This is a genomic window from Phyllobacterium sp. T2-21 (genome assembly GCF_055378485.1).
On record NZ_AP027912.1, the window covers coordinates 2474253 to 2494937 of the forward strand.

The 20685-nt window shown below is 59.0% G+C and carries 21 protein-coding genes; 10 read left to right on the forward strand and 11 right to left on the reverse strand.

Annotated elements, in window-relative coordinates; genetic code table 11:
• The first annotated feature begins 62 nt into the window (after positions 1 to 62).
• The 3 genes from ACZ5FP_RS12450 to ACZ5FP_RS12460 all read left to right on the forward strand — a co-directional run bounded on the left by ACZ5FP_RS12450 (position 63) and on the right by ACZ5FP_RS12460 (position 1800).
• Positions 63 to 527, forward strand: a complete 465-nt coding sequence (locus tag ACZ5FP_RS12450; RefSeq protein WP_464660478.1) for a RidA family protein — start codon at positions 63 to 65, stop codon at positions 525 to 527.
• A 26-nt stretch (positions 528 to 553) separates the two neighbouring features.
• Positions 554 to 1342 (forward strand): SDR family oxidoreductase, encoded by a 789-nt coding sequence (locus tag ACZ5FP_RS12455; RefSeq protein ID WP_464660480.1) that lies wholly within the window; start codon positions 554 to 556, stop codon positions 1340 to 1342.
• Positions 1343 to 1422: 80 nt separating this feature from the next.
• Positions 1423 to 1800 (forward strand): nuclear transport factor 2 family protein, encoded by a 378-nt coding sequence (locus ACZ5FP_RS12460; protein WP_464660482.1) that lies wholly within the window; start codon positions 1423 to 1425, stop codon positions 1798 to 1800.
• Between the two features lie 9 nt (positions 1801 to 1809).
• Here ACZ5FP_RS12460 and ACZ5FP_RS12465 read toward each other — a convergent pair whose 3' ends face one another.
• The gene (locus tag ACZ5FP_RS12465; protein ID WP_464660483.1) at positions 1810 to 3291 is read right to left on the reverse strand and encodes an MFS transporter; all 1482 of its coding nucleotides are present in this window, start codon (positions 3289 to 3291) and stop codon (positions 1810 to 1812) included.
• A 119-nt stretch (positions 3292 to 3410) separates the two neighbouring features.
• On the opposite strand from ACZ5FP_RS12465, the gene ACZ5FP_RS12470 reads away from it, so the two are divergent.
• Complete coding sequence (locus ACZ5FP_RS12470) at positions 3411 to 3950, forward strand: TetR/AcrR family transcriptional regulator (RefSeq protein ID WP_464660485.1); 540 nt, start codon at positions 3411 to 3413, stop codon at positions 3948 to 3950.
• 3 nt (positions 3951 to 3953) lie between these two features.
• Here ACZ5FP_RS12470 and ACZ5FP_RS12475 read toward each other — a convergent pair whose 3' ends face one another.
• Positions 3954 to 5366: an ATP-binding protein gene (locus tag ACZ5FP_RS12475; protein ID WP_464660487.1), complete on the reverse strand. Its 1413-nt coding sequence runs from the start codon at positions 5364 to 5366 to the stop codon at positions 3954 to 3956.
• Positions 5363 to 6079: a response regulator transcription factor gene (locus tag ACZ5FP_RS12480; RefSeq protein ID WP_346305116.1), complete on the reverse strand. Its 717-nt coding sequence runs from the start codon at positions 6077 to 6079 to the stop codon at positions 5363 to 5365. The genes ACZ5FP_RS12475 and ACZ5FP_RS12480 overlap by 4 nt, the downstream gene beginning before the upstream one ends.
• Before the next feature lie 412 nt (positions 6080 to 6491).
• On the opposite strand from ACZ5FP_RS12480, the gene ACZ5FP_RS12485 reads away from it, so the two are divergent.
• The 3 genes from ACZ5FP_RS12485 (at position 6492) to ACZ5FP_RS12495 (ending at position 7657) form a co-directional block, all read left to right on the forward strand.
• Positions 6492 to 6785: a hypothetical protein gene (locus tag ACZ5FP_RS12485; protein WP_346305115.1), complete on the forward strand. Its 294-nt coding sequence runs from the start codon at positions 6492 to 6494 to the stop codon at positions 6783 to 6785.
• Positions 6786 to 6827: 42 nt separating this feature from the next.
• Positions 6828 to 7055, forward strand: coding sequence for a hypothetical protein (locus ACZ5FP_RS12490; RefSeq protein ID WP_403174638.1), 228 nt, complete (start codon positions 6828 to 6830; stop codon positions 7053 to 7055).
• Between the two features lie 347 nt (positions 7056 to 7402).
• Entirely contained in the window at positions 7403 to 7657 is a 255-nt protein-coding gene (locus ACZ5FP_RS12495; RefSeq protein WP_105732726.1) for a GlsB/YeaQ/YmgE family stress response membrane protein, read from the forward strand.
• 78 nt (positions 7658 to 7735) lie between these two features.
• Here the strand turns inward: ACZ5FP_RS12495 and ACZ5FP_RS12500 are convergent, their stop codons facing one another.
• Together ACZ5FP_RS12500 and ACZ5FP_RS12505 are read right to left on the reverse strand one after the other, a co-directional pair.
• Positions 7736 to 10819: an efflux RND transporter permease subunit gene (locus ACZ5FP_RS12500; RefSeq protein WP_464660490.1), complete on the reverse strand. Its 3084-nt coding sequence runs from the start codon at positions 10817 to 10819 to the stop codon at positions 7736 to 7738.
• Positions 10816 to 12039 carry an efflux RND transporter periplasmic adaptor subunit gene (locus tag ACZ5FP_RS12505; protein WP_464660492.1) on the reverse strand — a complete coding sequence of 408 codons (1224 nt, stop codon included), beginning with the start codon at positions 12037 to 12039 and terminating at the stop codon, positions 10816 to 10818. Before ACZ5FP_RS12505 ends, ACZ5FP_RS12500 begins: the two co-directional genes overlap by 4 nt.
• Before the next feature lie 173 nt (positions 12040 to 12212).
• Between ACZ5FP_RS12505 and ACZ5FP_RS12510 the strand changes: the two genes are divergently transcribed.
• The gene (locus tag ACZ5FP_RS12510; RefSeq protein WP_223613294.1) at positions 12213 to 12791 is read left to right on the forward strand and encodes a TetR/AcrR family transcriptional regulator; all 579 of its coding nucleotides are present in this window, start codon (positions 12213 to 12215) and stop codon (positions 12789 to 12791) included.
• On the opposite strand, the gene tgt is transcribed toward ACZ5FP_RS12510, so the two are convergent.
• From tgt to coaD, 5 genes are read right to left on the reverse strand one after another with little or no spacing between them, the layout of a single operon-like run.
• Complete coding sequence (gene tgt / locus ACZ5FP_RS12515; protein ID WP_346305530.1) at positions 12792 to 13925, reverse strand: tRNA guanosine(34) transglycosylase Tgt; 1134 nt, start codon at positions 13923 to 13925, stop codon at positions 12792 to 12794.
• A complete protein-coding gene (gene queA, locus ACZ5FP_RS12520) occupies positions 13922 to 15001 on the reverse strand; it encodes a tRNA preQ1(34) S-adenosylmethionine ribosyltransferase-isomerase QueA (RefSeq protein ID WP_464660495.1) in 1080 nt (359 codons plus the stop codon). The genes tgt and queA overlap by 4 nt, the downstream gene beginning before the upstream one ends.
• Before the next feature lie 17 nt (positions 15002 to 15018).
• Positions 15019 to 15528 (reverse strand): peptidylprolyl isomerase, encoded by a 510-nt coding sequence (locus tag ACZ5FP_RS12525; protein WP_199537961.1) that lies wholly within the window; start codon positions 15526 to 15528, stop codon positions 15019 to 15021.
• Between the two features lie 22 nt (positions 15529 to 15550).
• Entirely contained in the window at positions 15551 to 16135 is a 585-nt protein-coding gene (locus ACZ5FP_RS12530) for a peptidylprolyl isomerase (protein ID WP_105732720.1), read from the reverse strand.
• Positions 16136 to 16173: 38 nt separating this feature from the next.
• On the reverse strand, positions 16174 to 16665 hold the full coding sequence (gene coaD / locus ACZ5FP_RS12535) for a pantetheine-phosphate adenylyltransferase (RefSeq protein WP_288191578.1): 492 nt from the start codon (positions 16663 to 16665) through the stop codon (positions 16174 to 16176).
• 197 nt (positions 16666 to 16862) lie between these two features.
• Here coaD and ACZ5FP_RS12540 point away from each other — a divergent pair, with 197 nt between their 5' ends.
• Positions 16863 to 17018, forward strand: a complete 156-nt coding sequence (locus ACZ5FP_RS12540) for a hypothetical protein (RefSeq protein ID WP_464660498.1) — start codon at positions 16863 to 16865, stop codon at positions 17016 to 17018.
• On the opposite strand, the gene gyrA is transcribed toward ACZ5FP_RS12540, so the two are convergent.
• On the reverse strand, positions 17015 to 19825 hold the full coding sequence (gene gyrA, locus ACZ5FP_RS12545) for a DNA gyrase subunit A (RefSeq protein WP_464660500.1): 2811 nt from the start codon (positions 19823 to 19825) through the stop codon (positions 17015 to 17017). The genes ACZ5FP_RS12540 and gyrA overlap by 4 nt on opposite strands.
• 229 nt (positions 19826 to 20054) lie before the next feature.
• Here gyrA and ACZ5FP_RS12550 point away from each other — a divergent pair, with 229 nt between their 5' ends.
• Positions 20055 to 20684 (forward strand): MarC family protein, encoded by a 630-nt coding sequence (locus ACZ5FP_RS12550; RefSeq protein ID WP_105732717.1) that lies wholly within the window; start codon positions 20055 to 20057, stop codon positions 20682 to 20684.
• Position 20685 lies beyond the last annotated feature (1 nt).

Consider the following 20685-nt stretch of genomic DNA (forward strand, 5'->3'; position numbering starts at 1 on the left):
ATCAAGATACATTATCTCTACCAGGCATGGCAAGGAATGCTCCCCAGCAGAAGGAGATTGCCTTGACGAGTTTCCGTGACCGTTTTGAACAGACCGGCCTGACCTGGCCGGATATCGCACCAGCCGACTTTCCGTTCGCACCGGCGATCCGCGTCGACAATATCGTCTACATCTCCGGCCAGATACCCGAGGCGGGAGAAGACATCGCCTACACAGGCAAAGTCGGCGAAACGATCAGTCTCGAAGAGGCGAAACAGGCGGCTGCGATGTGCGCTGCGAACATCCTGTTCTGGCTGAGCCGGGAATTGGACGGCGATCTGAGCCGGGTTGTCCAGGTAGCCAAGATCACGGTTTACGTGAACGCCGTCGCCGGGTTCAGCGATTATTCAACGGTTGGCAATGGCGCATCCGAACTGTTGCTCAAAGTGCTGGGTGACAAGGGCAGACATGCCCGTGCGGCGATCGGCATGGCGGGCCTGCCCCTGAATGTCCCGGTCGAAGTGGATGCCATCATCCATGTCCGCTAACCCCTTGAAAAAGTGAGAACTCTACCATGAATCTCGGACTGGAAGGAAAACGGGCGCTTGTGCTCGGCGGCAATAAGGGGCTTGGCCGCGGCGTCGCCAGCGCCCTGGCCGAAAACGGCGCGATTGTCGCCATTGCCGGACGGGACGATGCGGCGTTGAACGCCGCGGCCAGTGCGCTGCGCGTGCATTCGCCCCGCTCCTTCGCCCTCAATGCCGATCTTGCCGATCCGGTGGCCTTGGCCGCCATGCTTGACCGTGTTGATGAGGCGATGGGCGGCATCGACATCCTGCTGCTGAATGGCGGCGGGCCGCCGCCGTTTCCGGCTGCCTCGCTGAATATTGTCCAATGGCGCACCCAGTTCGAAGCCATGTTCCTGTCCGGCGTGCGTATCGCCGCGCATTTTCTGCCGGGGATGCGGGAGCGGCATTGGGGCCGCATCCTCGTGGTGTCATCCACCAGCGTCCGGGAGCCGATTGCCGGCCTGACCGCATCCAACGCGTTGCGCGCCGCCGTTGCCGGCTGGGCAAAGAGCCTTGCCGGCGAAGTCGCTGCCGATGGGATAACGGTCAATCTGTTGCTCGCGGGACGCCTCGCCACGGCACGCACCGACATGCTGGATCGCATGGATGCCGAAGCACGGGGTGTCGATGTCGCCGTCATTGCCGCAGAGAGCCAGGCGGATGTGCCTGTCGGCCGCTACGGAACGGCGGATGAGTTCGGCGCGGTGGCTGCCTTTCTCGCCAGCGAAAAGGCTTCCTACGTCACCGGGGCGGCAATACCGGTGGATGGCGGCTTGTCGCACGCGATCATCTGAATCAAGCTTTGTTTATGCGGCGCCGGACCTGTATCATGGGCCGGCCACCGCAAAAATCATCCAATCGAAGGAACAGCCCCATGCCGGAACGCAGCCGCGTCGATGCTTTTGTTGCAACTGTCGTCAGCGGTGATCATGTGAAAGCAATCACCGATTTCTATCATGAAAATGCCTCCATGCAGGAGCCCGGCAAGGAACCGCGCCGCGGCCGCGCGCTGCTTGAAAACCACGAACGGAACGCGCTCGACCGGCTGGACCGGATGTATACGCACCCGGCCCGCGCCGTCCTCATCGACGGCGACACCGTCGTCATTCAGTGGATATTCGACGCGACATCCAGGGATGGCGTGACCCGGCGTCTCGAAGAACTCGCGCTGCAGCGCTGGCAGGGTGACCGCATCATCGAAGAACGCTTCTTCTATGACACCGCGTCGGCATGGGCCGTGGTCCAGCCATAACGCTGCAAATCAGCTTCTGCCTGCCCGTGTTGCCAGCTTGATTGCCGTTGCCGTGAGGATCAGCGTGGCGGAAGCCACAAAAATGACCGAGGTGAACGCGCTTTCGAAGGCATCCCGGGCAAAGCCGACCAAGGCGGATGCGACGTCCGGTGCGAGCCCCTTCGCATAGATCAACGCCTCATCGAGGCTGTCATAGACCATCACCGGCGCATTCATGCTGTCAGGCAGCGTCAGGCTGATGCTGTAGATCGTCGACATGAGACTGCCGAGCAAGGCGACACCCATGGCACCGCCGAGTTCGTAGGACACTTCTTCAATCGAGGCCACCGTACCGGCGCTTTCTTCCGGCGTGTTGAGCATGATGGCGCTCGATGCCGCCGTCATGGCCGCACCGAAGCCAAAACCGAGAACGGCAAGGCTGGCGATCTGCACGAGCGGCCTCGCGTCATGGACATAGAGCAGGCTGGCAACGCCGAGCCCCGCCGCTGCAAGACTGGCCCACATGATAGGTTCCGAGCCAAGGCGCGGCAGCGCCAGGCCCGCCAGCGGACCCGCTGCGAAGGCAGCGAGCGGCACCGGCAGGATCAGAAGCCCTGCTTCGAGCGGCGACAGGCCCATGACCAGCTGAAATCGCTGGCTCAGCACCAGCTCCATGCCCACGAGCGTGAGAGAGGCGATGAAGGCGGTCGCGACACCCGACGAGAATCTCCGGTTCCGGAACAATCTGAAATCGATCATCGGTTGCGCCGAGCGTCCCTGCCGCCGGACAAACAGCCACAGGAAGACGATGCCGATCATCGCAGCAACCAGTGCCGCCACGTAAACCGGTGTTTGCTTGCCGAATTCCTTGATCGCATAGGTCACGCCGACAAGCCCGACCATGATCTGCGCGGACGCGACGAGATCCCAGGGGCGCGTCGTATCGCCCGCGCGGTTCGGGATGATCCACAGCGTGAAAACCAGCGCCACGACGACGATGGGAACGTTGATCAGGAAAACCGAGCCCCACCAGAAATATTCGAGCAGAACACCGCCCAGCACGGGACCGACGGCCGCGCCGCCCGATGCAATTGCCGCCCAGATGCCAATGGCAAAGGCACGCTCCCGCTCGTCGGCAAAGGTCTGCCGGACGATGGAAAGCGTGGCCGGCATCATCATGGCTGCACCCACGGCCAGCAAGGCGCGCGAAGCGATGAGCACCCCGCTTGTCGGGGAGAATGCGGCTGCCAGCGAGGCAACGCCAAACACGACGAGACCGCCCGCGAACAATTTCTTGTTGCCGATCCGGTCACCGAGCGCACCGGCACCGGGCAGAAGGCCAGCGACAACCAGCGGATAGGCGTTGACGATCCACAGCTTGGCCGAGGCCGAAGCATGAAGATCATGGGTCAGACGCGGCAGAGCCGTGTAGAGAACTGTCATGTCGATGACGACGAGGAACAGCGCGCTGGAGACGATCGCAAGGACCAGCCAGCGGTTTTGGGGTAGCATTTTTTCACCATTGGAGCTTTTGCCGCTCCCGTTATATTTGCGGTCATGCATTGATTGGGTATCGCTGCATCGTGGTATATATAAATACGTTCGTATTGAAATGGAAGAGGAAGACTGTTTTGGGCCGGAAACGCACGATTGATCGGGGCAAGGTTCTCGATGCGGCGGAAGCCGTGGTGAGCAAGGTGGGCGCTGCGGCGCTCACCATCGATGCCGTGGCGAAAGCGGCAGGGATCACCAAGGGCGGCGTGCAATATTGCTTCGGCACCAAGGGCGCCCTTATCGATGCGATGCTGGAACGCTGGGGTGAAGCCTATGATGCGGAAGTCGTGCAACTCACCCAGAGAACCCCGGTTTCGCCGATCCGCGCCCATCTGGAAGCCACGCGCAAAGGCGACGAAAGCTCCAACGCCAAGGCGGCAAGCCTGATGTCATCCCTGATCCAGACACCGGAGCATCTTGCAAGCACCCGCGCCTGGTACAAAACCAGAATGGCGGATTTCGACCTGTCAACCGAAGCGGGCCGCCGCGCGCGCATCGCCTTCATCGCCACGGAAGGCATTTTCATGCTGCGCTTCTTCGGCTTCATGGAAATCGGTGACCGGGACTGGAACGCCGTCTTTGACGATATCCAGTCCTTTGTGCTGGCCGAAGAATAGGCGTCAGGATGCCAGAGGGATTGTCAGCTCCGCCCGCAATCCGCCCTCCGGATCGTTTTCAAGCTTGATGTCGCCGCCACTGCGCCGGGCAATATTGCGGGCGATGGTCAGGCCAAGACCAAACCCGCCCGTTTGCCGGTTGCGCGACCCCTCCACCCGGCGGAATGGCTGGAACACCTCGTCCAGCTTGGCCTGCGGAATACCGGGACCGTGATCCTTGATAACCAGGACAATCTCATTACCGGCCAGCTTCAGACTGACATCAGCCCTTTCGCCGTAGGCCACCGCATTGTCGATCAGATTGGTGACACAGCGGCGCAAGGCGATCGGCCGCCCGGTGCAGACGAGCTTGCGCGAGCCGATGCCCTTCTTTTCAAACGTCACTTGCGGATAATTATCGACGATTGAGTCGACCAGAGACCAGAAATCGATCTTTTCCTGTTCTTCATCGACCACTTCATAGGTGGCGAAGTCGATGACCGAACGGGAAATCGCCTCGATATCGTTGAGATCCTGCATCAGTGACTGGCGCAGCTGGGATTTGCGCAGCAATTCAAGCCGCAGGCGGATGCGGGTCAACGGCGTGCGCAAATCATGGGCAAGCGCCGCCGCCAATTGCTCACGGTCAGCCACATATTCGCGCAGTTGCGCCTGCATGGCATTGACGGCCCGCGCCGCCGATTTGTACTCGGTGCTGCCGAATTCCGGCAAAGGCGGAATTTTGACATCCTCGCCGATGCGCTTGACCGCGCTTTCCAATGCACGATACGGCGCCGTCAGCCGGCGCATCGCCCAGATCGACAAGATGATGACAATGGCCGCGACGGCGCCGAACAATGGCAGCGTCTGCACGGTGAGGATCGGATCGATGGGCGAAACCGGCGTTACGAAGTTCAGCCATTGGCCATCGCTGAATTCGATGGAGGCGATCAGGCCGCCGCTCTTGCTGAAATCCTGCGCGAGCGCCGACAGCTGCTTTTCGACAACGCCGACATCCGCACCCGGCGTGCTGGAATCCGTATCGGTTTCCGGTGTGGCGTTGGGCGATTCGCGGCGAACCCGCGCATCCGTCACGCCAAAGGCTGAAAACCGCGCGACAAGCACGTCTTCAAGCTCGGCCAGATTGTCATCGGATGCAATCGCCGATGTCACGGCCGGATCATCCGACATATAGAGCGGGCTGGACGCATTCGACATGGCGCCGGCAAGACGGGTGCGCTCCGGCGGCGGCGCGGCGTAGAGCAGCTTGACCAGCGTGTACGCCCGCTCGCTCAGGCGAAACAGCTCAAGGATGTTGTTGCCTTCGCTGCGGTCACGCGAGACGATGGACAGCGTGGCGATCTGCGTGGTGATCAGTCCGGCAATCAGGATCAGCAGGATCCAGCTTGGCAGGGACTGGGGCAGAAACCGCTTCATTCCGCCACGACTTCCGGCACGAACTGATAACCGCCGCCGCGAATGGTCAGGATCAGTTTCGGCGACCGCGGATCGTCTTCCATCTTGCGGCGCAGGCGGCTGATCAGAATATCGATGCTGCGATCATATCCGTAAGCGACGTTGCTCCCGGCAAGCTCCATCAGCTGATCGCGGCTGAGCATGCGCTGCGCACTCTTGACCAGCGTTTCCAGCAGATTGAATTCGCCGCTGGTCAGTTCCACCCGCACATTGTCCGGCGACACCAGCCGGCGGCGCGAACAATCCATCGTCCATCCAGCAAACTTGTAAACCTGCGGCTCGATCCGCCGGTCCGGGCCCGGGCCGTCCAGACGGCGCAGAACCGCCCTCACCCGTGCCAGCAGCTCGCGCGGATCGAACGGTTTCGACACATAGTCATCCGCCCCCATCTCCAGCCCGACGACGCGGTCCGTGGTTTCCGTGATGGCCGTCAGCATGATGATCGGCACGCGTGAGTGCATGCGGATATCCCGGCAAATCTCCATGCCGCTCTTGCCCGGCAGCATCACATCGAGAATGAGCAGGTCGACGGGCGTGCGCGAAAAGATGGCCTGCATCTCTTCACTGTCCCTGGCGACGGAGACACGCATGCCGCGCTTTTTCAAAAACTCATGCAGCAGATCGCGAATGGCATCGTCATCATCGACAATCAGGATATGCGGCTCAGATTTCATGCGAATCTTTCAACGTGTCAGGCCTAGTGGAACGAATTTGACATTCGCATCCCATTTGACATCACGCGGAACATGCGAATGTCAAATTCAAAGTTCCACTAGAATCATAGACTTTCTAGTGGTCCTCTGATTCTGACATTTGCCTGAACGGCCTGTATCAACAGGATGCAAATGTCAGAATCGGACCACTAGCTTCGATTATCCGGCAACAAGATAAAGGCCGAAATCCGCATTGACCAGCCGCCCCTGATCACTTCCCGGCGATTTGCCGCCGCTTCCCGCTTTCAGAAACAATCCAGAAACAAAACACTACAGAGCGGAAAAACGCGCGCAATAGTCATGCCCGATAACAGGCACACCGGACCTGTTCGCAACCACTGAACAGGACAACACTCGAACGCCAAAGGGTTTTATGCGCAACGTCCTGACCATATCGACACTCATTCTGACCGGCGCGCTGTATGCCGCTGCGCCAGTCGACCTGTCGATGGCCGATGAAACGCTGACCCGTTCCGAGCTTTGCGGCAAACTTCAGCTGCAAACTCAACAAGCCATCACCGAACACGCCGAGGCAAAACGGGCAGCCAAGGCGAGAGCACTTCAGCGCAGGGCAACAAGGTTTTGTGCAAGCAACAAGCAGGCACAAGGCATCAGAACGTTCGCACAAGCGTTGAAACTGCTCGGTGTGCAGCCGATTGATGACTGATCGACTGTGTCCCATGAGCCCACATCAAAAGGAAACTGACCTATGAAAAAGTCCCTCTACACAGCTCTCGGCCTTGCTGTTGCTCTCGCTGTTTCGGCTCCGGTTCTGACAGCTTCCAGCGCCAACGCAGCCACTGCTGCCGCACCGGCAGCCGCAGCAGCACCAGCTGCTACCAAGCACACTGCAAAGAAGCATGCTGTTAAGAAGACCCACAAGCACAAGACCCACAAGAAGGCCGCTGCCAAGAAGGCCCCTGCCAAGAAAATGTAATCTTCCTGGCCCGCAATTCTTGAATTGCCTGCAACTATGCCGGTCGTGGGAAACCATAGCCGGCATAGCTTTTTCGTGCGTTTCTCCGCTTCTTCCCAAATTTTGCTGAGACCGAAAGAAGCGCAATGATTTCCGGGTGATAGTGCCTTGGCTGCCCGTCAGATTGCTTCATTGCACTATATATTGCGGTGTTTGATCGCCATCCATACAAGTTTTATTATCCAAAACAGATTTCCCATCGTAAAATCCTTGTGATGATTCTACGGCCGATCCCGGATCGCCCATGAAGAGCGGCATCCACGGTCTGCAGGACCATCGTAACGCAACCGGCATGTGGAGAGACGACTATGGGTGGAGAATCACTTCTTATTTTCCTGTTAGTGGGACTGATCGCTGGGTGGCTGGCGAGTCAGCTTGTCAGTGGGGGCGGCTTTGGCCTCATCGGCGATCTGATCATCGGCGTTATCGGCGCATTCATAGCGGGATATCTCCTGCCGCGTCTGGGCATATCGCTGGGTGCCGGAATTCTGGGCGCCGTTATTTCGGCGACAATCGGCGCCGTCATCCTCCTCATCATTCTTCGCGCCGTTAAGCGAGCCTGACGATACCAGCCATTGAAAACGACAAAGCCTCCGAACCGGCAAGGTTCGGAGGCTTTTTATTGTGCAGCGTTCAACCGGTCAGGTACGGCCGAATTGCGCATCCCCGTTCGGCACAGGCGCCGCGGCTGGCTCAGCCGTGTGATCCCTGTGCGAAATGAAGGTGTAGAACATCGGCACCACGAAGAGCGTGAAGATCGTGCCGACCAGAATGCCGGAGAAAATCACCAGGCCGATGGAATAACGGGCTGCCGCACCCGCACCGGTCGCCGTGATCAGCGGGATAACGCCGAGCGCCATGGCGGCCGTCGTCATCAGGATCGGGCGAAGACGGGTCTTGGCGGCCAGAATGATCGCATCATGCCGCGATATCCCATGCAGTTCCCGCTGCTGGTTGGCAAATTCCACCATGAGAATACCGTGCTTGGTAATCAGCCCGACCAGTGTGATCAGCCCCACCTGCGTGTAGATGTTCAGCGTTCCCAGCCCCATGTTCAGCGGAACAATCGCACCGAAGATCGACAAGGGCACCGACATCATGATGATGAACGGATCGCGGAAGCTTTCGAACTGCGCCGCAAGCACCAGGTAAATCACGACAACCGCCAGAATGAAGGCAATGAGGATCGTGTTGCCCTGGGTGATTTCCAGACGCGACTGGCCGATGTAATCGAGGAAGAACCCATCCGGCATCAAGGGACGTGCCGTATTGATGACCGTCTGCAGGCCTTCACCTGTGGAGACGCCCGGCATCGGCAAGGCACTGATCGTCGCAGAATTCAACTGGTTGAACTGCTCGATGGCTGCCGGAGCCGCATTCTGCACGATTTTGACCACGGCCGACAATGGTACCATGTCACCCGAGGCGCTTTTGACAAAATACTGGCCAAGGTTTTCAGGATTCGATCTGAAATCCTGCGGCACCTGCGGAATGATGTCATAGCTGTTGGAATCGCGGTCGAACTTGGCGATCTTGCCGCCGCCGACCAGCAATCCAAGCGTCTGTCCGATGTCGCTCACCGGCACGCCAAGAGCCGCCGCACGGTCACGATCGATCGTTACCGTCGTCTGCGGTGCATTGAAGGACAGGGAATTCTGCACGACAATGAACTTGCCGGACGCCTGAGCCTGCCGCTTTACCTCTTCGGCGATTTCAAACACCTTGTCCGACGGACCGGTCGATTGAAGAACCACGGAGATCGGCAAGCCGCCGCCGCTGCCCGGAAGGGTCGGCAGGGCAAAGATATAGGCCTGCGCACCCGCCACCGGAGCAATCATCTTCTGCAGTTCCTGCTGAAGCTGCTTCTGCGACTTGGTGCGCTGTGACCAATCCTTGAAGACCCAGATGGCGAAGGCGGAATTCGTCGTGCCAAGGCCGGCAATGTTGAAGCGGGCCTTGAGCTCCGGCAGATCCTTCGTCAGCGCATCGATCTGATTGGCATAGAGCAGCGTATAGTCGGTCGTTGCATATTGTGGAGCATTGACCAGCGAGACCAGGAAGCCGCCATCTTCTTCCGGTGCCAGTTCGGATGCCGTTTTGGTAAACAGAAATCCTGTCAAAGCCACCAGAATGATAACGATCAGCAATGTCACCGGCCGGAAGGCCAACGACCCGGCAACGCGCCGTTCATAGACACCTTCAAGCCAGCCGAAGCTTCTGTCCACGATGCGCTGGAAACGGCTGTGATTGCCGGGTTTCAGCAGCAGCGCGCACATCATCGGCGAAACCGTCAAAGCCGCGACACCGGAAATGATAACCGCACCGGCGAGCGTAAACGCGAACTCGCGGAACAGCGCCCCGGTAAGACCGGCGGTAAAACCGAGCGGTGCGAACACGGCAGCGAGCGTGATCGTCATCGCGACGATCGGCCCGGTGATTTCCTTCATGCCCTTGAGCGAGGCATCGAGCGGCTTCAGCCCCTCTTCGATGTGGCGATGGATGTTTTCCAGAACAACGATCGCGTCGTCCACGACGAGACCGATGGCCAGAACCATCGCCAGCAGGGAGAGAAGGTTGATCGAATAGCCCAGCAGGAACAGGAAGAAGCACACGCCGACCAGCGAAATCGGAATCGTGACGACCGGAATGATGACGGAGCGGAACGAACCAAGGAAGAGAAGGATCACCAGAACAACGATGAGCACGGCTTCACCGATGGTCTTGTACACTTCATCGACCGACGAACTGATCTGTTCCGTCGAATCGTAAAGCATGATCATGGTCATGCCCTCGGGCAGAGTTGCCTGGATCGCCGGCAATTCCTTGCGCACGGCCGCCGTCATATCCAGCGGGTTCGCCGAAGGTGTCGGGAAAATACCGATAAACGTACCGCTCGAGCCGTTGAAGGTCACGCGCGTATCCGTGCTCACCGCGCCAAGCTCGATCCGCGCGATATCGCGCAACCGCACGATGCTCTTGGCGTCGGATTTGATCGGCAGGGCACCGAATGCCTCTGGCGTCTGCAATGTGGTCTTCAACGTGATCGGCGAAGCCGTGTACAGGTTCTGTACCTTGCCCGGCGCCGACAGGAAGTTGGACTGATTGATGGCAGCCAATACTTCCGAAGCCGTCGTGGTATGCGCCGCCATCTTGACCGGGTCGATCCAGACGCGCATCGAGAAAACCTGACCGCCCAGGATCTGCGCATTGGCAACACCCTGAATGGTCGACATGCGCGGCTGGATGACGCGCTGCAGATATTCGGTGATCTGCTCGCTCGTCATGTTCGGGTTCTGCACGGCGAGGTACATCGTCGCAAAATTCTGCCCCGTGCCCTTGGTGATGACAGGGTCGTCCGCCTCCTTGGGCAGATTGCCGCGCACCTGGTTGACCTTGGAAATCACCTCGGTCAAAGCCGCATCAGGATTGGAGCCAAGCTTCATGTGAACGGTGACGGTGCTCGACGACGGTGACGACGATGACGTCACGTAGTCGATGTTTTCCGTCGTGGTCACCGCATTGGCGATGGGCGCAGAGATGAATCCCTGAATAAGATCGGCACTTGCCCCAGCATAGGCCGTTGTCACGGTGATGGCCGTTTCCTCGACCTTCGGGTATTGGCGAATCGAAAGATTCGTCAAACCCTGCGCGCCAAGCAGAATGATCATCAAAGCGACAACCGTCGATAGAACGGGGCGGCGAATGAAAACTTCTGAAAAATTCATTTCTTGGGCAGTCCTGAATCGGTTGTATTTGCTGGGTTCACGTCATTGGCGATTGTGACCACCGAACCGGCATTAAGGCGGTTCTGACCGGCTGTCACAACGATATCGCCCTGTTTCAGACCCTTGGTGATTTCAACCAGAAGGCCGGAACGGCGGCCGGGCTTGACGAAAACCTGTGCAACGACAAGCTTGGGCTCTTTCTTCTCTGCAGTCGCGCCAGCGGCAGCAGGCTTGGCCGCGTCGGCAGGCTTTGCCGCATCCGCTGCGGGCTTTGCCGCATCTGCCGGCTTGGCTGCATCGGGTGCCGGGCGAACGACATAGATATAGTCGCCGTAAAGGCTGGAGACGAGCGCCGTCTGCGGCAAGGTGAATACGCCTTCTTCCTTGGGAAGCTCGACACGAACCTGCGCGAACTGGCCGGGCCGCAACTTGCCTTCGGGATTATCGACTTTCGCACGCACCGACACCAGACGCGTCGACGGATCAATGCGCGGTTCGATCGCCGTGATCTGGCCTTCATAGGGCTGATCGGCATCCGAAAGGCTGAGCTTGATCAGCTGGCCCATCTTGATCAGATTGAGATTCTGTTCGTTGACGGTGAAATCCACACGCATTGTGGACAGATCCTGCAGCGAAACGACGACCGTGCCCGGCGACAGATACTGACCGAGTTCGATGCGCGGAATACCGACTGTGCCCTTGAACGGCGCCTTGAGCAGCTTCTGCTCCATGACAGCTTCCAGCTTGGCAATTTCAGCCTTCTTGGCCAGCGATGCGGCCTGGGCCGTATCCACATTGGATTCCGCGCCGACACCGCGTGTATTCAGGGTGCGGGCACGCGCCAATGTCTGGTCGTTCAGCACATCCTGCGCCTTGGCGGCGACGATATCGGCCTTTTCGATGGCGTCATCCAGCTGCAGCAGCGGTGCGCCCTTCTCGACGATATCGTTGGCTGTGAACGGGATGTCCTTGACGATACCCGCAACTTCCACGGCCAGCTCGACGCCCTGAATGGCGCTGACAGTACCGATGGCTTCGATATTCGGCGTCCAGACGGCAGGCTCGACCGTATAGGTCGAGACGGATTGCGCGGGCTGCTGCATGGTCGCGAAGAACTGCTTGATCATTCCGTCGCGGAAAAAGTTGAACCAGACCAGCCCTCCGGCAAGCACCACGACCAAAATGAGAATGATCACGGGTAGAATGTAGCGCTTAATCATCAGGAACCGCTCCGCAACAAAACAATGGCCAGCAAAGTTTGTTGCTAGCCTGTCAAATGAGAATAACGTGATGTGGACTTGATTGCCACGCGCACTTTACTGTACCGTCCGGACGGTAAAGTCAATAGAAGCGGAATCCCTTATGGACGCAAAGTTGTAGAAAAAGGAACGGAATGCGGGCGGCCACTCTCACCACCAAAGATAAGATTCTGCAGGCTGCTGCGGAGATTGCCATGGAGGTTGGTCCGGTCCATCTCTCCCTTGATGCCGTCGCACGGCGCGCCGGGCTGTCGAAGGGCGGCCTGCTCTACACCTTCCCGACCAAAGCCAAGCTTCTGGAAGCGCTGGTCGAACACCACGTCGCTGAATTCGACGAATCCCTGCGCATGCAGGAGGCCCGGCGCAACCACAAGGTGAACAGTGTGGTCCAGGCCTGCATCGAGGTCTATCGCGCTGAATTTGTGCTCAACGAGCCGGAGCCGTCGGGCATACTGGCGGCCATTGCCAATGATCCAAGCTTCATTGATCCGATCCGCCGCTACAACAAGCAATTGCTGGACCGCATGAAGGAGAACTCGGAGGACCCGACCATGGCCCTCATCGCGTTCCTGACCATCGAGGGTTTGCGCAGTTTGAAGCTGCTCGATATGGACACCCTCACCCATGAAGACCAGATCGCCGCCATTGACGGCCTGCGTCAGCTGTTCGCGCCGTGCGACCCCGACAAGCCGTCCCAGCCGGCTACCGGCTGATCAGGCATAGGGCTTGATGTCGCCCTCGGCCCAGGCGGCCTGGGTTTCCGCGCTGAAAGCATCAAAGCGTTTTGCTTCGATGGCATCGCGGATACCCTGCATATGCTGCTGGTAATAGGCCAGATTGTTCCATGTCAGCAGCATGCCGCCCAGCGCTTCACCCGATTTGACCAGATGATGCAGATAGGCACGGCTGTAATCGCGTGCGGCCGGGCATGAGGATTCCTCATCCAGCGGGCGAGGATCATCCGCATGGCGCGCATTGCGCAGATTGACCTTGCCGCGGCGGGTAAAGGCCAGGCCATGCCGGCCCGCCCGTGTCGGCATCACGCAATCGAACATGTCGATGCCGCGCGCCACGGATTTCAGGATGTCGTCGGGCGTGCCCACACCCATCAGATAGCGCGGCTTTTCCTCTGGAAGCTCGGGACAGGTCACATCCAGCATGTCGAGCATGACCTCCTGCGGTTCGCCGACCGCGAGACCGCCGACCGCATATCCCTTCAGATCCATCGCCTTCAAAGCCTGGGCCGAGCGGATGCGCAGATCCGGCACATCGCCGCCCTGCACGATGCCGAACATGGCTTTTCCCGGCTGGTTGCCGAATGCCGTCTTGCAGCGTTCCGCCCAGCGCAGCGACAGTTCCATGGCGCGCTGGATGTCTTTCGGTGTTGAAGGCAGGGCAACGCATTCATCCAGCTGCATCTGGATATCGGAGTCGAGCAGCCCCTGGATTTCGATAGAGCGTTCCGGGCTCATCTCATGGGCACGCCCGTCGATATGCGAGCGGAAAGTCACGCCCTTTTCGTCGAGCTTGCGCAATTGCGCCAGCGACATGACCTGGAAACCGCCGGAATCCGTCAGGATTGGCCCAGGCCAGCGGGCAAAATCGTGCAGTCCGCCGAGTTTTGCAATCCGTTCGGCGCTCGGGCGCAGCATCAGGTGATAGGTGTTGCCGAGAATGATATCGGCGCCGAGCTCGGCAACCTGATCCATATACATGGCCTTGACCGTGCCCGCCGTGCCAACCGGCATGAAGGCGGGGGTGCGGACAGTGCCGCGCGGCATAGTGATTTCACCGCGCCGGGCCTTGCCATCGGTTGCGATCAGTTTGAATTCAAAATTTTCTGTCATGATGCGGATCGCCATAACAGGCTTGCATCGCCATAGGAATAGAAGCGGTAGTGATTTTTGATCGCATGGGCATAGGCCGCATGCATGCGCTCGAAGCCGCTGAAGGCCGACACCAGCATGAACAGTGTCGATTTCGGCAGGTGGAAATTGGTCATCAGCAGGTCAACCGCCCGGAACCTGTAGCCCGGCGTGATGAAAATATCCGTCGGGCCCGACCATGCCCGGATGACGCCGTCTTCGCCCGTCGCGCTTTCCAGCAGACGCAGCGAGGTCGTGCCGACGCTGACGATACGACCGCCCCGCGCCTTCACGGCATTGAGTGCATCCGCCGTCTTCTGGTCCACATGGCCGATTTCCGCATGCATCTTGTGGTCTGCCGTATCGTCCGCCTTGACAGGCAGGAACGTGCCCGCGCCCACATGCAGCGTCACGAAGTGCTCTTCGATGCCGCGCTTCTTCAGATCGTCCAGCAAATCAGGGGTAAAATGCAACCCCGCCGTGGGTGCGGCAACGGCACCTTCCTCGCGGGCATAGACGGTCTGGTAATCCTCTTTGTCGCGGCCATCTTCCGCCCGCTTGGAGGCGATATAGGGCGGCAGCGGGATATGCCCGACCGCCGCAATGGCCTGATCAAGATCGGCACCACTGAAATCAAACACCAGCAGGACTTCGCCCGCGTCGCCCTTTTCGGCAACGGTGGCCTGCAACGACCCGAGCAGGCAGGCATTGTTGCCGTGACCGAAGTCGATCCGCTCGCCCTGCCTGATGCGTTTGGCCGGACGCAGGAAGGCTTTCCAGCGATCCGGTCCCGTCCGCATATGCAGCGTCGCGCTGATCTGAGCCTTTACACCCTCGCGCTCGCGAAACCCTTCAAGCTGTGCGGGTATCACCTTGGTATCATTGAAAACAAGAGCATCGCCGGGACGCAGAAAATCGCCGAGATTGCGAACGGTACTGCCGTCAAATCCGGAACTGTCCGCTTTCACAAGCAAAAGCCGCGCTGAATCGCGCGGCTCTGCAGGTCTCAATGCGATGTTTTCTTCCGGCAGATCAAAATCGAAAAGATCAACACGCATGGTCTGTCAATGCGATCTTATTCGGCGTCTGCGGCAACGCGCATGGAAACGATCGAATCCGGATCCTGCACAGGCTCGCCGCGCTTGATCTTGTCGACATTGTCCATGCCTTCGATGACCTGGCCCCAAACCGTGTACTGGCGATTGAGGAAGCCCGCATCGTCGAAGCAGATGAAGAACTGGGAATTGGCCGAATTCGGGTTCTGCGAACGGGCCATCGAGCAAGCGCCGCGGCCGTGATTGGCGTTGGAGAACTCTGCCTTCAGGTCCGGCTTTTCCGAACCGCCCATGCCCGCACGCGACGGATTGAAGGACGAACCGCCCTTCTTGCCGAACTTCACGTCGCCGGTCTGCGCCATGAAACCATCGATGACGCGGTGGAAGACGACGCCGTCATAGGCACCTTCGCGTGCCAGTTCCTTGATGCGCTCGACATGGCCGGGTGCGAGATCGGGGTAAAGTTCGATGACGACATTGCCCTTGGTGGTTTCGAGCAGGATCGTGTTTTCTGGATCTTTGTAAGCCATTTCCGGCATCTCCTTTGTTAGATTATTTTGCCGGACCGACAGTGACCTTGATCATCTTGTCCGGATTTTCAACGGCGCCATTCTGCGCTTCATTGCCTTTTTTGATCTTGTCGACAGCTTCCATGCCGCTCGTCACCTTGCCGACGACCGTATACTGGCCGTTCAGGAATGCGCCCTTGTCGAACATGATGAAAAACTGCGAATTGGCCGAATTCGGGTTGGAGGAACGCGCCATGCCGACAGTGCCGCGCACGAAGGGTTCCTTCGAGAACTCGGCAGGCAGGTCCGGACGCTTCGACCCGCCGGTTCCAGCGGCGGCCTGATTGTAGCCCTTTTCGGTATTGCCATACTGCACGTCACCGGTCTGGGCCATGAAGCCGGGAATGACGCGGTGGAACACGACACTGTTGTAGGCACCTTCCTTGGCCAGCGCCTTGATCTGCTCGACATGTTTCGGCGCAAGGTCGGGACGCAGCTCGATCTTGACGTCGCCGTCCTTCAGCTTGATCGTCATGGTGTTCTGGTCATCGGCCCAGCTTGGGGTCAATGCAGCAAAAGACAGGGAAGAAACGGCTGCCACAAGAAGCGCAGTGCGAAATACGGACATACAGAAAGTCTCCAACGGATGGGGATGAGAAGAAAGCCCTATTTGAATTTGGCCCTGAGCGCCTCGGCGACAAGAGCGGGAGCAAAATGCCGGACGTCGCCGCCCATGGCCGCAATCTGGCGGACCAATGTGGCAGTAATCGTGCGGACCGAAGGATCAGCCGGCAGGAACACGGTTTGCAGCTCCGGCGCCATCGTGCCGTTCATGCCGGCCATCTGCATCTCGTAATCGAGATCCGTGCCGTCCCGCAGGCCGCGCACCATCAGCGAAGCGCCGTGTTTGCGGGCGGCATCAATCAGCAGACCATCGAAGGACACCACCTCGAGCCGCTGGCTGTCCTTGCCAAAGACATCCGCAGCAACCCGTTTGATCAGGTCCACGCGCTCGTCGAAGGAAAACAGCGGCGCCTTGCCCGGATGAATGCCGATGGCCACGAATACCTTGTCAGCAAGGCGCAACGAGCCCTGCAGGACATCCATATGTCCATTGGTGATCGGGTCGAAGGATCCGGCGTAAATTGCGATTGTCATACCGTCTCCTAACCGTTTTATCGGGCGCTTTCAATGGCCGGAAAGAGTCCTCCCTTCATGATAAATGAACGGAAGATGAACGGGCACATCAGCAAGCATTCAGTTCCCGCCAACTATAAAGAACGCAGAAAATGAAACCTTTCGGCCCCTATTGCGTTGTTAATCACAGGAAAGCTGAAGATTGAAGGGATAAATGAATGTTTGTACTTCTGAGTGTAGGCATGATGATCGCGATGATGGTTTCCGTCGTCGTTATGATGCTGGAAGAAAACAAAAAGCGGGAAGCCAAAGTTAAGACATCCCGCTTCGGTGTTTATCCCATGAACGGTCAGAACGACCGCCCGCGGTTCTAACTCTCGTCAGAACCGCTTTCCGGGGCTGCTGTCTCGGCTTCGCCTTCGGCAGGAATTACTGCCTCGAGCTCTTCGTCATCACTGTCGGTTTCCGAAATCCGCTCGACCGACACAACCTTCTCGCCATCGGCCGTATTGAAGATCGTCACGCCCTTTGTGGAGCGTCCGGCGATGCGAATGCCATTGACCGGAACGCGGATCAGCTGACCGCGATCAGAGACGAGCAGGATCTGATCCGACGCCTCGACCGGGAACAGCGACACAAGCTTGCCGATTTCATCGGTCTTCGATGTATCCGTTGCGCGGATACCCTTGCCGCCACGTCCCGAGACACGGAATTCGTAGGATGACGACCGCTTGCCATAACCGAACTCACTGACGGTCAGAACCGTCTGCTCGCGGTCGCGCAATTCGGCATAACGCTCGGCATTGAGATCAGCCACTTCCGTGGCTTCTTCGCCCACCAGTGCCACTTCCTCAACGTCATCCGCACCCTGTGCACGCCGGTCAGCCGCTGCCTGCTTGAGATAAGCGGAGCGTTCAGCCGGGCTTGCATCCACGTGGGCGAGAATTGCCATCGAGATAAGCGTATCCCCCTTGGCCAGTGTGATACCACGGACACCGATGGAGTTACGGCCGGCAAAGACGCGTACGTCAGTGACGGGGAAACGGATGCACTGGCCGCCGGCAGCGGTCAAAAGCACATCGTCAAACTCGTCACAGGTATCGACGCCGAGGATTTCATCGCCCTCTTCTTCCAGCTTCATCGCAATCTTGCCGTTGCGATTGACCTGAACGAAGTCAGAGAGCTTGTTACGGCGCACGGTGCCGCGCGTCGTGGCAAACATCACGTCGAGATTGGTCCAGCTTGCCTCGTCTTCGGGCAGCGGCATGATTGTCGTGATGCGCTCGCCCTGTTCCAGCGGCAGCATGTTGATCAGCGCCTTGCCGCGGGACTGCGGCGTGCCGATCGGCAGGCGCCAGACCTTTTCCTTATAGACAATGCCGCGCGAGGAGAAGAACAGCATCGGCGTGTGGGTGTTGGCCACGAACAGCCGGGTGACGAAATCCTCGTCCTTCATGGTCACGCCGGACCGGCCCTTGCCGCCACGGCGCTGTGCACGATAGGTCGTCAATGGCACGCGCTTGATGTAACCCGCATGGCTGACGGTCACGACCATGTCTTCCCGGGCGATCAGGTCCTCGTCGTCCATATCCGCGCCGCCATCGGTCAGTTCCGTGCGGCGGGGCGTGCCGAATTCGTCGCGGATGGCGGCAAGTTCGTCCTTGACGATGGTCATGATGCGCAGGCGCGATGCGAGGATTTCGAGATAATCCTTGATTTCAACGCCGATCCTGTTGAGTTCATCGGCGATTTCATCGCGTCCGAGGGCCGTCAGGCGCTGCAGGCGCAGATCGAGAATGGCGCGTGCCTGCTCTTCCGACAGATTGTAGGTGTTGTCGTCATTGAGCGTGTGGCGCGGATCGGCGATCAGCGTGATCAGCGGTGCCACGTCGTTGGCCGGCCAGCGGCGCTCCATCAACTGATCGCGCGCCGTTGCCGGATCGGGCGCCTGGCGGATCAGCGCGATGATCTCGTCGATATTGGCAACGGCAATCGCCAGACCGACCAACACATGCGCGCGGTCACGCGCCTTGCGCAGCAGGAATTTCGTGCGGCGGCTGACGACTTCCTCGCGGAAGGCGACAAAGGCGCGCAGAATGTCCATCAGGTTCAGCAGGCCTGGCTTGCCGCCGTTGAGTGCCACCATATTGGCGCCGAACGAGGATTGCAGCGGGGTAAAGCGATAGAGCTGGTTGACGATGACATCGGCAACGGCATCGCGCTTCAGCTCGACGACCACGCGGTAACCGTCGCGGTCGGATTCGTCGCGGATGTCCGAAATGCCCTCAATGCGCTTTTCGCGCACGAGATCGGCCATCTTTTCGATCATCGTCGCCTTGTTCACCTGATAGGGCACTTCGGTGATGATGATGGCTTCGCGGTCGCCGCGCATGGCTTCGATGGCGACCTTGCCGCGCATCAGGATCGAGCCGCGGCCGGTGCTGTAGGCCGAATGAATGCCGGAACGGCCGAGAACAATGCCGCCCGTCGGGAAATCCGGGCCCGGAATGATTTCCATCAGTTCCGGCAGGTCGATGGCCGGATTGTCGATCAGGGCAATGCAGCCATTGATGACCTCAGCCAGATTGTGCGGCGGAACATTGGTCGCCATACCCACGGCAATGCCGCCGGAGCCATTGACCAGCAGGTTGGGGAAACGGGCGGGGAGAACCACCGGCTCCTGCTCACGGCCGTCATAATTGTCCTGGAAATCGACCGTTTCCTTGTCGATATCCTCGAGCAGGGATTCCGTCACTTTTTCAAGACGGCACTCGGTGTAACGCATCGCCGCCGGGGAATCGCCATCGATGGAGCCGAAATTGCCCTGCCCGTCGACCAGCGGATCGCGCAGTGACCAGTCCTGCGCCATGCGCACCAAAGCGTCGTAGATCGAGGCGTCGCCGTGGGGATGGTATTTACCCATGACCTCACCGACCACACCGGCGGACTTACGGTAGGATCTGTTCCAGGACAGGCCCATTTCGTTCATCGCATGCAGGATGCGCCGGTGCACCGGCTTCAGACCATCACGCACGTCAGGCAGTGCGCGGCTGACAATCACGCTCATGGCATAGGAGAGATAGGAGCTTTGCATCTCCTCGATAATGGAAATTGGCTCAATGCCGAAATTTCCGCCTGGTTTATCGTCTTCTGGGCCGGATGGTGGGGTTAGTTCAGACACGAGGCACTCATCTTTCGTATAGAATCAATCTTCATCTTATAGCGGCTTTTCAACGCAAAAGCCAACTGGCGGCACCACAGTACACAGATGAAAACCCTTTGTTTTCAATAGGATACAACAGTTCATTTCAATCGGTGAAAAACTTGGTTGCAAAATCCCAACTTTATCGACGCTTAACCCCGAATCCGCTACTCTGGCTCAGCTTCAATCAGAGAAGAAAAGCAAAATCGTGGCGCTTTATGACACCCTGCTCAATGCGCTCGTTACCCTCATGGTGACGATCGATCCACCGGGACTGGCGCCGCTGTTTCTGGCGCTGACCAGGGGCATGAATCGCAAGGAGCGCGGCCAGGTTGCCCTGCGCGCCAGCATCACCGCCTTTGTCGTGCTGACGATCTTCGCCATAGCGGGCGCACAGATCCTGGCGCTGTTCGGCATCACCATCGGCGCCTTCCGGATTGCCGGCGGCCTGCTCCTGTTCTGGATCGCCTTCGAGATGATTTTCGAAAAACGCCAGGAGCGGCACGAGAAGAGCGCCACCGTTGCCATCACCAAGGATCATATCCGTAACATCGCCGCCTTTCCGCTCGCCATTCCGCTGATTGCCGGTCCCGGCGCCATCTCCGCGACCATCCTGCTGGCCGGCACCTTGTCCGAGCCGACATCGCGGCTGGCGCTGATCGGCATCATCCTGATCTGCATTGCTGCATCCTATGTCGTATTTTTCCTCGCTGAGCGCGTCGACCGCTTTCTGGGTGAAACAGGCCGCTCGATCCTGACACGCCTTCTGGGGGTCATCCTCGCGGCATTGGCGGTGCAATTCGTGGCCGACGGCATCAAGACCTTCATCACCACATGAA